General features: G+C 58.0%; 11 protein-coding genes and 1 tRNA gene. 5 read left to right on the top strand and 7 right to left on the bottom strand.

The annotated features are described in order from the left end of the window. Positions 1-31: 31 nt before the first annotated feature. The gene (locus OGM60_08745) at positions 32-280 is read right to left on the bottom strand and encodes a hypothetical protein (protein UYI98961.1); all 249 of its coding nucleotides are present in this window, start codon (positions 278-280) and stop codon (positions 32-34) included. 296 nt (positions 281-576) lie between these two features. Between OGM60_08745 and OGM60_08740 the strand changes: the two genes are divergently transcribed. Both OGM60_08740 and OGM60_08735 read left to right on the top strand, forming a co-directional pair. Then, complete coding sequence (locus OGM60_08740) at positions 577-984, top strand: hypothetical protein (GenBank protein UYI98960.1); 408 nt, start codon at positions 577-579, stop codon at positions 982-984. Positions 985-1,008: 24 nt separating this feature from the next. Continuing rightward, positions 1,009-1,536 carry a hypothetical protein gene (locus OGM60_08735; protein ID UYI98959.1) on the top strand — a complete coding sequence of 176 codons (528 nt, stop codon included), beginning with the start codon at positions 1,009-1,011 and terminating at the stop codon, positions 1,534-1,536. Positions 1,537-1,807: 271 nt separating this feature from the next. On the opposite strand, the gene OGM60_08730 is transcribed toward OGM60_08735, so the two are convergent. Next, a tRNA-Thr gene (locus tag OGM60_08730) sits at positions 1,808-1,883 on the bottom strand. Between the two features lie 157 nt (positions 1,884-2,040). On the opposite strand from OGM60_08730, the gene OGM60_08725 reads away from it, so the two are divergent. Further along, a complete protein-coding gene (locus OGM60_08725; protein UYI98958.1) occupies positions 2,041-2,523 on the top strand; it encodes a PTS sugar transporter subunit IIB in 483 nt (160 codons plus the stop codon). Positions 2,524-2,849: 326 nt separating this feature from the next. Here the strand turns inward: OGM60_08725 and OGM60_08720 are convergent, their stop codons facing one another. Then, positions 2,850-3,902, bottom strand: a complete 1,053-nt coding sequence (locus OGM60_08720) for a galactose mutarotase (GenBank protein UYI98957.1) — start codon at positions 3,900-3,902, stop codon at positions 2,850-2,852. Between the two features lie 206 nt (positions 3,903-4,108). Between OGM60_08720 and OGM60_08715 the strand changes: the two genes are divergently transcribed. Further along, on the top strand, positions 4,109-4,873 hold the full coding sequence (locus tag OGM60_08715; protein UYI98956.1) for a DeoR/GlpR family DNA-binding transcription regulator: 765 nt from the start codon (positions 4,109-4,111) through the stop codon (positions 4,871-4,873). Between the two features lie 196 nt (positions 4,874-5,069). On the opposite strand, the gene lacG (OGM60_08710) is transcribed toward OGM60_08715, so the two are convergent. Both lacG (OGM60_08710) and OGM60_08705 read right to left on the bottom strand, forming a co-directional pair. Next, positions 5,070-6,491 carry a 6-phospho-beta-galactosidase gene (gene lacG, locus OGM60_08710; protein UYI98955.1) on the bottom strand — a complete coding sequence of 474 codons (1,422 nt, stop codon included), beginning with the start codon at positions 6,489-6,491 and terminating at the stop codon, positions 5,070-5,072. A gap of 75 nt (positions 6,492-6,566) precedes the next feature. After that, on the bottom strand, positions 6,567-8,345 hold the full coding sequence (locus OGM60_08705) for a PTS lactose transporter subunit IIBC (protein UYI98954.1): 1,779 nt from the start codon (positions 8,343-8,345) through the stop codon (positions 6,567-6,569). 284 nt (positions 8,346-8,629) lie between these two features. On the opposite strand from OGM60_08705, the gene OGM60_08700 reads away from it, so the two are divergent. Beyond that, a complete protein-coding gene (locus tag OGM60_08700; protein ID UYI98953.1) occupies positions 8,630-9,631 on the top strand; it encodes a LacI family DNA-binding transcriptional regulator in 1,002 nt (333 codons plus the stop codon). A 274-nt stretch (positions 9,632-9,905) separates the two neighbouring features. Here OGM60_08700 and lacG (OGM60_08695) read toward each other — a convergent pair whose 3' ends face one another. Both lacG (OGM60_08695) and OGM60_08690 read right to left on the bottom strand, forming a co-directional pair. Then, positions 9,906-11,345, bottom strand: coding sequence for a 6-phospho-beta-galactosidase (gene lacG / locus OGM60_08695; GenBank protein ID UYI98952.1), 1,440 nt, complete (start codon positions 11,343-11,345; stop codon positions 9,906-9,908). Positions 11,346-11,411: 66 nt separating this feature from the next. Continuing rightward, the gene (locus OGM60_08690; protein ID UYJ00180.1) at positions 11,412-12,881 is read right to left on the bottom strand and encodes a lactose/cellobiose PTS transporter subunit IIB; all 1,470 of its coding nucleotides are present in this window, start codon (positions 12,879-12,881) and stop codon (positions 11,412-11,414) included. Positions 12,882-12,884 lie beyond the last annotated feature (3 nt).

Raw genomic sequence — 12,884 nt, 5'->3', positions numbered from 1 at the left:
CATCGAGTCGCAGCAATTGCAGAAGGCTAAGCTATAATGATTGCCCTTTACCCATGCGTATCTCAAGGCCTTCGATGATGATCCTTGATACCGTGGTGTTGTGTTCCGCCGCGTAGGTGCTCATCTCTTGCTTCTGCTCTTCCGTAACCCAAAAGGTGATGCACTCCCCTTTCTTGCGACTTGTCGAATCCCCTTTGTTTCGTGTGTCTTGATTACCCATGAGGGTCATGCTCGCCTCTCCAACGGGCATGACGCGGCGAGTTGGCTTCTTAATTGCCACCGTAAATCTCCTTATCCTCCTCGATGCCCTCCTTCACCTGTTTGAGTAATTGTCCTCTTTGACACCGGCGATATTGCGCTTACACACCGTCCGCTCACATCCCGAATATTGCCGTTCGGCATCGCCGATATTCCCGTCGGCACCGTCCCCCTGGTACGTTCCGGCTGTCCATGCAGCCGAGACCAAGGAGGTACAGCATGGCGAGAAGGATAAGGGCCAGGGAGGCCCTCAGGCTCCGTGCGTCCGGCCTGTCGCAGAACGCGATAGCCCGCGCGGCGCATTGATTGGAAGGCTGTATGGACGTCAGGCTGCTTGGAAAGAAAAACGAGGGCGAGGGCCTTGGGGTCGCTGTTCTCGTTGATTCGGCTTTTGCAGAGTTAAAAGACAAGAGCGATGAGCAGTTGGCGGAGGCCCAGAGATTTTTGATTGACTTTATGAAAAAAGTTGCTCGGCTAAAGGGAGTGAGAATTGATCGGCCCCATTTCCTCCGCTCGGAGCTGAGGAGGAAGGGTGTCCATAAAGATGTCGGCGAGTTTGCCGTGGAAACGACCCCCGTTACCGCCGGAATCGATGTGGGCCTGATCGATAGAATTGCTAGAGAAGTAATTGATTATGAGGCAAAGAAGTCAACCGCCTTTTCCTTTGCAGCGGGTCTTCCCGGAGGTGTCGCGATGGTGGGCACCATTCCTGCCGATATTACGTAATACTACGTGCACGCATTCAGGATTATGCAGAAACTGGCATACCTGTATGGCTGGCAGACCTTTTTTGAAGAATGTGACGACGTTGATGACGAGACTCTCTACGAAATGGCAGTGTTGCTCGGTGTGATGATGGGTGTAGGCAGCGCGAATTCGATGCTAACCGTAATCGCCAAAAACGCCCAAGAGGCGGTCGCGAAAAAGGTCGCTCGCCAGTCGCTAACCAAGACCAGTTGGTATCCGATCCTGAAGAAGCTCTTGAGCTTCTTGGGTATCAAGATAACAAAGCAGACGGTGGGGGATGCCGCTGGCAAGGTTGTTGTGGGCGACGGTGGCGTAATCTCTGGTGCTATCACCTTTATGGGTCTTTCAAAGGGGTCGGCGCGCTTGTGTAGGCAGCTTAAGTGCTTGCCGCAGGCAAACGAGCGGATTCCTGGCACTGGGTACTATGAAAAGGATGAGGCCGCGGTTGCCAAGAAGAGGATTGACGTAGCGGAACCCCTCTTTATCGAAAAGTTCGGATTTTACTCCCATATTCTACGGCTCTATTGTTGAATATGCTGACCGGCTGGAGGAGTCACTGGCGACTGGAGAAGCGAAGCTGGATGCATATAATCCGGACGTTCTTCTCTGATACTCAGCGGAATTAGGCTATGCGTAACAGGATTGTTGTTCGATCTAATGTGAACGTTGGATGATGCTAACTATTTATGGAAAACAGTTAAAAAAGTTTTTCACCCCTTTTTCACTCCTCGGAGAAGGAGGAAAGAGACGCGAAAACAAAAAAGCTCAGAAGCAATTACGCTTCTGAGCTGCACTAATGCAATGGAGCCAGCGACCGGGCTCGAACCGGTGACCCCCGCTTTACGAGAGCGGTGCTCTACCAACTGAGCTACGCTGGCGGCCAAGTGATGGCGCAACTGAGGCGTCAACGGCTGTCTATGATACGGGACATCGCAAATCCGCGCAAGTGTTCTGACGGCTTTTCTCACTTTAAATGCACTAATATTGGAGACGCGATGTCTTGCTCTTACGGGTCTCAAACAGAATGGGGCAGCGATGACTCAACCCAAGATTCTTCTCGCACGCATCGACGACCGTTTCATTTACGGACAAGACGTTGAGCTGTGGAACGAAGCCGTGGGTTCCAACCTTGTCCTAATCGTCAACGATGAGATCGCGGCAGATTCGCGCCAATGGGCACCCATGAGGGTGGCGGCGCCAGAAGGCGTTTGGACGCGGTTTTTCTCGGTGCAAAGGACCATCGACGTCATTCATACCGCAACGCCTCGCCAATTGATTCTGATCATGGTGGCCTCACCCTCCGATGCGCTCGCGCTGGTTAAGGGCGGTGTGCCGATCACCAAGATCAGCATTGGTCATATGCAGGCAGGGGAGGGCAAGCGTCCCGCAACGCCCGCAGTTGCCGTAGACGACACAGACGTCGCTGTTCTCAGAGAGCTGCAAAAGCTCGGCATAGAACTAGAAATCCGCTATCTCCCCAGTTCCGCCCCCGACCCCATCGGCAATCTGTTCAACTGATCCCTTGGGGACGGAGGAAAACGGATCATTTTGCCTTCGTAGGGGATCTGTGTGGCGCTGTCCGCCAAAACTATGCCGGTTTACTACGATGAATTGCTTATCGCCGAGCATGCCAAATTTGCAGAGAATAAAACCGCAGGTAGACGAGTTGCTAATTTTTTATAAACCAGCGCGTGGTCGGACATAGTGGGTTCATCGTAGTAATTCGGCATAGTTTTGTTATGTCACCAATTCGGTGGCATCGAAAAGAAGGATTTAGGCATGAAGCAGCGCCCGTTGGCGGTGGTGCCGGCGGGCGTTGCTGTGCGAGATGTCGCGTTGTGGGCCTAGTGCCTCATAAAGTGGTATTCGATCATATTGCTGTAGGGGTGACCCGGACCCACAATGCCCTGCGGGAACAGCGGCTGGTGCGGCGTGTCGGGGTACATCTCGGCCTCGAGGGCAAAGCCGGCGCCCCAGCCATAGTTGGCATCGTCCTTGGCGTGCTCGTCGCCCAGCCAGTTGCCGGTGTAGAGTTGCACGCCCGGGGCGGTGGTGTAGTAGTCCAGCTCACGACCGGTCCACATCTCCTCGACATGTAGGGCGCGACGCAGGTTGCGGCCGTACTGATAGCCATCGATGCACAGGCAGTGATCGTAGCCACGGGCCTGCTTAATCTGCGGGTCGTCGGCCTCCATGCCGGGTGCGACGGGGCGCAGCTCGCGAAAGTCAAACGGTGTTCCCTCGACCGGAGCGATTTCGCCGGTGGGGATGTTCTGCTCGTTAATGGGCAAGTAGTGGGCAGCGTTGGCGATAAAGAAGTGCTCACAGTCCATGCCGGCGTTATGGCCGGCAAGGTTAAAGTACGTGTGGTTGGTCATGGACACGTAGGTGGCGCGGTCGCTCTCGCAACCATACTCGATGCGGAAGACGCCGGTGCGCGTAACGGTAAACACAGCCGTAAAGATTCGGTTGCCGGGCAGGCTCAGCTCGCCATCCTTAAGCGAGGTGGTCATGCGCACGGCGTTGTGAGTCTCGTCGAGCTCAACGTCCCATACGCGCTTGTGCAGACCATGCTCAAGATCGCTGTGCAGGTTGTTGACGCCTTCGTTGGCCGGCATGTGCCAGTCCGTGCCGTCGATGGTGATCGTGGCGCCCGCGGTGCGGTTTGCCACGGGGCCGATGGTCGCGCCAAAGCAGGCGGGGTTGTCAAAGTAATCCTCGAGCTTATCGAAGCCCAGCACCACATCGCGCACGTTGCCGGGAATATCGGGCACATCGATACCCAGCACGGTGGCGCCATAGTCCATAATGCGAACGCAGATCTCGGGCCCGTTGAGGGTATAACGATGAACGGAGGTGCCGCACGGCGCGGTGCCGAAAAGCTCGGAAGTGATCATTTGGTTCCTAACATCGAGGTATTTCGGACAAACTGTAGCGCGAACAGGTGAGATTATCACTACACCCCACTAAAGCAGGGGGTATTTTTCTCAAAAAAGTGATGATTGGAGCTGTGCGGGTGTTCATTTTTGACGCGCACGAGTCTGATACAATTTGTTCGTTACTGTTTGAATGATATGCGCGCAAAGAACGGCGAGGATTCATCGTGATTAAGGCAGAGCGACAGGATAAGGTTCGTCAGCTGCTCGAAGAGCAGGGCACGGTTTCGGTCAAGGAGATTTCGGATGCGCTGGGCGTTTCGGATATGACGATTCGCCGCGACCTCGAAGAACTTGCGAGCCTGGGCGAGATCGAGCGCGTGCACGGTGGCGCCCGTAGCGCACAGGGACGTCCCCATGCCATGTTGCGCCATGAGTATTCGCACAGCGAAAAGCGCACTAAGCATGCCGAGGAAAAGCTGCAGATTGCGCGCCGTGCTGTGGAGCTTATCGAGGAGGGCTCGACCATCTTTTTGGGTACGGGCACTACGGTGGAACAGATGGCCTCGATGCTGCCGGCGTGTCGCCTGCGCATTGTGACCAACTCGCTTTCGGTGTTTAACCTGCTCGAGGCGCGCGAAGACTGCGACCTGTGCCTCGTGGGCGGTATGTACCGTCGCCGCACCGCCGCTTTTGTGGGACCAACGGCCGAGGATACCCTGCGTGCGTTGGGCATCGACGCGGCGTTTATCGGCGCCAACGGCATTCTGGATGGCGACGTATCTACGTCCAACATGGACGAGGGCCGTATCCAGCAGCTCGCCTTTAGCAAGGCCGACTCACGCTATCTGATCGCCGATTCCAGCAAGATCGGCAAGCGCGACTTCTACACCTTCTGTCGCTTGGACAGCCTGGATGCCGTGGTGTGCGAACCGGGTATCGCCGCCGAGAATCGTGCCGCCATCGAGGAACACACGCAGGTCATCTGCTAGCTTAGGTATTACAGATCTAGATATTTCGAACCGGGTGCCCCCGTTCATCTCAATCTGTAACAATTGGGGCCGAAAATCCCTGCTAGATGTTACAAATCGAGACAAACGGCCTGCTCGGGTCGAGCCAAAACAAAAAAGCCGCATGCGAACCCGTGGAGGGATTCGCATGCGGCCGACAGGGGGTATGCGGCTTGAATTAGGCCATGAGCAGGCCGGTCTCCGCGACGTTCTTGTACCAGTACGCGCTCGCCTTGGGATAGCGCTTCTGGGTCTCGAAGTCGATGTAGAACAGGCCGTAGCGCTTGTTGTAGCCGTTGGTCCAGGAGAACTGGTCCTGCAGCGACCACACAAAGTAACCGTCGACGTTTACGCCGCCGTCGATTGCCTTGAGGATCCATGCGAGATGCTGGCGCATGTAGTCGATGCGAGGGGCGTCGTCGATAAAGCCGTCCTCGAAGTCATCCTTATAGCCCATGCCGTTCTCGGTGACGTAGATCTTCTTGTAGTTGGGGTAATCGTTCTTAATGCGGAGCAGCAGGTCGTAGAGGCCCTCGGGATAGATGATCCAGTCCCAATCGGTGGTGGGTACGCCTTCGCGCACGCATGACTCGCCCACGCCCTTGAGGAACCAGCGCGAGGAGCCCTTGTCGCCGGTGCCATTGTGGTTGATGTCGTTTTCGCCCTCGGCGGCACGCAGGAACTGGCACTTGTAGGTGTTGACGCCCAGGCAATCGTTGTAGGGGAGCGCGGCAGTCAGCGCGGCGATGTCCTCGTCGCGGACGTCGAGCTCGCCGCCGGCGATATGGGCCAGCTTGGTCGCAGCCTCCATGGTGTCGGCTGCATAGTGGCCGCGGAAGGTGGCGTCGAGTACCCAGCGGTTGTTGATGACGTCGGCCATGCGAGCTGCCTCGCAGTCGGCGGCGTTGTTGGGGTCGAGGGGATACTTGGGCTCCAGGTTCTGGACAATGCCGATCTCGCCCTCAAAGTCGCCCTCGTGGAAGGCGACGACGGCCTTGGCATGGGCCACCATCATGTTGTGCATAAGCTGGAAGGCCTTGTCCAGGCGATACTTCTCGCCGTGCGGCCAGTTGCCAACGATAAAGCTGCCCTCGGCGGTCGCGGGAATCTCGTTAAAGGTGAACCAGTGCTTGACCTCGGTGAACTCGGCAAAGCAGAACTTGGCGTACTCGACAAAGGCGTCGATGGTCGTGCGCGTCAGGAATCCCTCGCCGCCGTCCTGATAGAAGGCCTCCGGCGTATCGAAGTGATCGAGCGTGACATAGGGGATAACACCAGCTTTGTTGCAGGTGGCGAAAAGCTCGTGATAGAAGGCGACGCCCTCGGGGTTAATCTCGCCGGTGCCACTGGGGAAGATACGGCTCCAAGCGATGGAGACGCGAATACCGTTGATGCCGAAGCGCTGGCACAGGTCGATATCGACCGGATACTTGTTGTAGAAGTCGCTTGCAGGATCGGGGGAGAAGCGACCCTGTGCGGCCAGGAAATCGTCCCAGGGCACTTTGCCCTTGCCGTGCGTGCGGGTCTCGCCCTCAACCTGGTAAGCGGCGGTGGCGCCGCCAAACACAAAGCCGTCGGGGAACTGCATGGGGTTGGTCATGAGTCATCCTTTCTGTGGGATATGAATAGGGAGAGGTGCCCAAACTGGGGGTCCGGGCACCAACAGAGGAAGGAACTAGTCGAGGTTCTCGCGGAGCCACTTGATGGCGCCAGCGGGGTCGCGAGTAAGGTCGATATATTCCTTACCGCGCGGGGCGAGCAGCTTAATGCCCAGACGATCGGTGTCGGCCTTCATGTCGTTGTAGTAGCTACGAACCTGCGGAGCGAGCACGATGACGTCGTACTGATCCATGATGGCAGTGTGCTGGCCATAGGCGCCTGCGGAGGAAGCGATGTTCTCTCCGGTCTGTGCGGCACCTTCCTTGATGGCGTTGGCAAGCATGGCAGAGGTGCCGGCGCCGGCGCACAGGACGAGGACCTTCAGGCCATCGACATCCTTCTTGGCGGATGCATCGGCAGCGGGCTCGGGCTGATCGGCGACAGGCTTGCTGTCGGCGGCGGCAACGGTCGTCTCGACGGAAGCGGTGGCCTGCTCGACAGCGGGCGTAGAGGCGTTGGCGGCGACGGAAGCGGCACCATCGGACTCGAGTCCCAGCTCGGCGGCGCGCTCGGCCTCCTGGTCGCAGAGCAGCTTATCGTATGCCTTCAAGAACGGCAGGTAGATGATGGCGTCCAGCAAGATGATGATCGCGACAAATACCAGGGCGATAAGCTGGAAGTTCGTGGTGATGAAGATGCCGATGGGGGCAGGGGTAGCCCAAGGCACCACGAAGGAGAAGCCGTTCATACCCACATTGTCGATAAAGAACTTGGCAACACTCACGTTGACGCAGCCGGCGGCAACAAAGGGGATGAGCATGTAGGGGTTAAGGATCATCGGCGCGCCAAAGAGCAGCGGTTCGTTGACGGCGAAGGCAACAGGGACAATCGAGGCCTTACCGACGGCTTTGAGCTGCTTGGACTTCATGAAGAGAATCAGCAGAAGCGGCACGATGAACGTGGCGCCGGTGCCGCCGAACTCACCCACGAGCGACATGTTAAAGGTGAGGGAGTGGGCGGGGTGGCCGCCTGCCAGCAGAACCTGCAGGTTCTCGGCCTGGTTGGCAAGACGGATGGGGTCGATGCCCGGCTGGACGATCGAGGGGCCGTGGACGCCGATGAACCAGAAGAACGCGGTGGCTGCCTGGATAAGGATAAGGCCAGGATAGGTTTCTGCAGCGGTAAAGAGCGGGGAGAGCAGTTTGATAAGCAGCTCGGAGAACGGAACGCCCATGAGGTTGCGCACGACGACATCGATGATGCCGCAGATGATGACGGCGCCGCCAAAGGGGATAATGTCGCGGAAGTTCTGAGCGATGGCGCCCGGGACCTCCTTGGGCAGCTTAATGGTCAGATCGCGCGAGACGCAGAATTTGTAGACCCACACGGTGATGAACGCGGCGATATAGGCCGAGAACAGACCGCGCGTGCCCATGCTGGTGCAATCGAAGACCGAAAGTTCGGAGCCGTTGAACTTGGTGGTGAACTGCGTAACGGCGAGCAGCAGCATGCTGCACTGGGCGGCCACCATGGTGGAACCGTCGTTGAGCACTTTGCCGGCGGGCATGCGACGGTTCATGGAAGCCGTGAAGTTCTTGGCAGTGGTGCCAGCAACCATGATGCCCATAACGCCCATGGTGAAGTTGTACAGCTTGTTGCACCAGTCGATAAGCGGCTGGGGCAGCGTGATGCCGACTACGCCGGGAAGGGTGGCGATCAGCAGGAAGATCGAAGAGGTGAGGACGATGGGCATGCACCCAAGGAATCCGTCCTTAATGGCCTGGAGGTAGACGTTCCTCGAGATCTTCTCAAAGAACGGTTGATGCTTTTCGAGCATCTTTACGATGGCGTCCATAGAGCTCCTTTGCTACTTAATGCGCGACGCATGTGGATGGAACTGGTCGTCGATGGATGGTCAGGACTGCCCGGAAACCTTCCTGCTTAAGGAAGGCATTGCCAAATGACAACGTTGTCATTTCGTTAATGACAACGTAAGACATTTTTGGAAGAGCAACAAGGATTTACGGGTGAACGGTCGATATTGTCCGATAAACGGCTGATTTGTCAGTCGGGCAGGTAGTGTATGCTAGAACACAAAAAACAAGCGATAGAGAATCGAGTGGAGAAGCAGTGACAACGATGGACAAGAAAAACGTCTCGATGAACGACGTGGCGATTGCCGCGGGTGTTTCTCTCAAGACGGTGTCGCGTGTGATCAACGAGCCCGATAGCGTGCGAGAGTCGACACGCGATAAAGTCCATTCCGCAATGGAGGCGCTCGGGTTTCGAACCAACTTTGCCGCGCGTTCGCTCAAGTTGGGCCGTTACGGGTGCATCGGCGTGGTGATGTTTCACTTGTCGGGCGGCGCCGTGGACATGATTGACGGTATCGCCGATGCCGCCGAAGAACGCGGCTTTGCGCTCACGATGATCAAAAAGCGGGCAGGGGAGAAGATGACCCTTGCCGACGCAGCGCGCAGGATGTCGCAGCTGCCTGTTGATGGCATGATCTTCAATCTGCGCCAGATGGTCGATGACTTTGATACCTTTGAGGCGCCGAAAGACCTCAAGACGGTGATTATCACACCGATGGAACATCCTACCTGCTCTACCGTCAGTGACGACCAAGAGGGCGGCGCGCGTATGGCGTGCGAGTACTTTTTGGACCACGGTCACAAGAACGTGTACTTCGTTTCGGGTAAGAAAGAGTCGCTGTCGAGCCAGTGCCGTATGAAAGGTTGGCGTGCGGCACTCGAGGCACGTGGCATTGAGCCGTCCGAGCCTCTGCAAGGCGATTGGAATGCGGATAGTGGCTATGCCGCGGGCCTTGTGCTTGCCGATAAACCCGATTGCACGGCGATCCTCGCTGCTAACGACTGCATGGCAAACGGTGTGATGATGGCTCTACGTGACAAAGGGCTCAGTGTGCCCGACGACGTGTCCGTGATCGGCTTCGACGATGAGCTCTACAAGACGATTCCCAACTCGATTCTGACGTCGGTGAAGTTTCGCCACCGCGAGCTGGGCATCCGTGCGCTTAACGAGGTCGTTGCGGGTTTGGAAGCCCCGAGCTCCAGAAGTCGTACGCTTGTCTCGGGCGTGTTGGTCGAGCGTGCGAGCGTGCGGGATTTGCGGGCGTAGGCGTGCTCGGCTCGTTCATCTCAACCTGTAACAGGTAGGGCCGAAAATCTCAGCTAGATGTTACAGATTGAGATATCTCTGCTCGGGCGTTCTGTTTGTCTCGATCTGTAACAGCTTGGAGCGAAAAACTCAGCTAGATGTTACAGATTGAGACAAACGTGCGGTACGGTCTGCCCAAAAAAGGCCGGGGGCGGCGCGTCGTGTGACGTGCCGCCCCCGGCTGAGAAATGGGGACAGGTTATGTGAGCGGGGCAATTCCGCTGGTCGCAAGCCGCTAGTCCAGACGACGGGTCTGCGCTACGTGCTTATACCAGTAGGCGCTTGCCTTGGGCGTGCGCTTCTGGGTTTCAAAGTCAACGTAGAAGAAGCCATAACGCTTGTTGTAGCCATTGGTCCAGGAGAACTGATCCTGCAGGCTCCACAGGAAGTAACCGCCCACGTTGACACCCACCTCCATGGCCTTGAGCAGCCAGCGCAGGTGCTGCTCGATGTAGTCGATGCGCGGCTGGTCGTCCACAAAACCGTCCTTGCAGGGGTCCTTGTAGCCCATGCCGTTCTCGGTGATGAAAATCTGCTTGTAGTTGGGGTAGCGCTGCTTAATGTAGACGAGCAGGTCGAACAGGCCCTCGGGATAGATGATCCAGTCCCAGTCGGTGGTGGGGATGCCGGGCTTGTTCACGTGCTCGCCAATACCCTTAACGCGCCAGCGGCCGGTGCCCTTCTCGCCCGTACCGTTGTGGTGCAGGTCGTTCTCGCCATCGTAAGCCTTGAGGAAGCGACACTGGTAGTTGTTAACGCCCAAGTAGTCGTTGTAGAGCGCGGCCTCGCGCATGATTTTCAGATCCTCGTCCGGGATCTCGATGGTGCCGCCCGAGACGGCAGCCAGGCGGTTGGCGCACTCGAGGGTGTCGGGAGCATAGTCGCCGCGGAAGGTGGCGTCGAGCAAGAACTGGTTCTGCAGCACGTGCTCGTTATTGGCGGCTTTGATGTCGGCGGGGTCGTTCTCGTTGAGCGGATACTTAAACTCCAACGACTGGATGACGCCGATCTTGCCCTTAAAGCCGCCGTTGTGGAAGGCCAGTACGGCCTTGGCGTGGGCGAGCATCATGTTGTGCTCGCACTGGAAGGCCTCGGCAAGATGCGCCTTGACGCCACCGGGGAAGGTGCCCTCGATGTAGGTGTTGGAGGCGTTCGCCCAGATCTCGTTAAAGGTGAACCAGTAGGTCACCTGGTCGGCGTACTCCTTAAAGCAGAAGGTGGCAAAGTCCACAAAGGCGTCGATGGTCTCGCGGTTGAGGAAGTCGCCCTTCTCAAAGAGGGGAAGCGGCGTATCGAAGTGATGCAGCGTGACAAACGGCTCAACGTGGTGCTTGTGGCATTCGGCGAAGAGATCGTGATAGAACTGGACACCCTCGGGGTTAATCTCACCGATACCGTTGGGGAAGATGCGGCTCCAGGCGATGGAGAGGCGAATGCCGTTGATGCCAAACTCCTCGCACAGCTCCAGATCGACGGGGTACTGGTTGTAGAAGTCCGAAGCGGGATCGGGGGAGAAACGGCCCTGGGCCTCCAAGAAGTCGTCCCAGGCAACCTTGCCCTTACCGTGAGTGCGGGTCTCGCCCTCTACCTGGTAGGCAGCAGTGGCGCCGCCAAAGACAAAGTCCTCGGGAAACTGCGCAGGCGGGTTAGTGACGCTAGCAGGGTTAACGGACATGATGATCCAATCGTCTAAATCGAAGGGCCAGCCGGTCTTGGATGGTCGGCTGGCCCTGGGCGTTACTTACTTCGAAAGCTGCTCGGAGACGAAGGCGAGAGACTTATCGCCGTTCTGGGAGAGCTCGATGTACTGCTTGCCACGGCAGGCGACGCACTTGTTGCCCACGCGCTCGCAGTCCTTCTGCAGGTCGGCCAGGTAGCTTGCGGCCTGCGGGGCCAGGACGACCAGATCGAAGTCGGGGAGCATGTCCACGTGGTTGCCATAGGCCTCGGCAGCGGTCTCAAGATCAATGCCGCGCTCCTTGGCGGCCTTGGCCAGCGCGTTGGCGAGCAGGCCCGAGGTTCCGCCACCCTGGCAGAGCACGAGTACGCGCTTGCCGTTGAGGTCGCTGGCGGTCGTTGCCTCGGTGGCGGGCGCCGCGGAAGCGGCGGGGGCATCGGCCTTCACGGCCTCGGCAGCAGCGCCGGCGGCAACGCTCTTGGCGTCAGCCTTGCCCTGGAAGGCGTCGTTGAGCTTGGCGGCCTTCTCAGCGTTCTTGGCGGCGAGCTCCTCCTGGGAGATCTCGGCCTCCTCGGTGCACTTCTGGGCGTCATAGGCACGGAAGAACGGGTAGTACAGGGCAAAGTCGACGACCAGGATAAGGGCGAGCATCACAAAGGCGAGCGGCTGGAAGCCCAGGCCCATGATGGTGCCGATGGGGCCGGGGACGGTCCAGGGCAGGGTGTACATAAAGCCGTTCATGCCCAAGAAGTCGATAAAGATCTTGAGGATCCAGATGTTGGCGATCGGGGCAAAGACAAACGGGACAAAGAAGACGGGGTTGAGCACGATGGGCGCGGCGAACAGCAGCGGCTCGTTAACGGCAAAGCACACGGGAACGATGGCGGCCTTACCGACGGCGCGCATCTCCTGGGACTTGGCCAGGAAGCAGAACATAAAGACCAGGACAAGCGTGGCGCCGGTGCCGCCCATGCAGACGACGAAGTACTGGGCACCCTGGGTCAGGACAGCGGAAGCGTGCTGGCCGGCCTGGAACGCAGCCAGGTTGTCGGTCATGTTGGCAACGAGGGCGGCGGCGATGGCGGGCTCGACGATCGAGGGGCCGTGGACGCCCACGAACCAGAAGAGGCTCATGGCGCCGTAGATCACAGCAAGGCCGATGTAGCCGTCGGCAGCGGTGAACAGGGGCTGGAACACCTGGATGACGCCCTGGGCAAAGCAGAAGCCAAAGGCAGCGCGGAAGACGATGTCAAAGACCCAAAAGACGGTGATGCAGACGGAGAAGGGGATGATGTCCTTAAAGGTCTGCGAGATGTTGGGCGGAACCTGCTCGGGCATCTTGACGGTGATGTTGCGCTTAATGAAGAACTTGTAGATGATGCCGGTCACAAACGCAGCGATGAAGGCGGTCAGCAGGCCCTTGGAACCAAGGTAGGTGGTGTTGAAGCCGCTGGCGGCGTCCGTGGCGATCGTGTCGCTCGAAAGGAGCAGGAAGCCGATGATGGCCGCGCACATGCACGAGATAAAGTTGATCTG

The sequence above is a fragment of the Coriobacteriaceae bacterium genome, from assembly GCA_025757745.1.
GTDB lineage: Bacteria > Actinomycetota > Coriobacteriia > Coriobacteriales > Coriobacteriaceae > Collinsella.
This window is presented reverse-complemented; position numbering and strand designations above follow the sequence as displayed.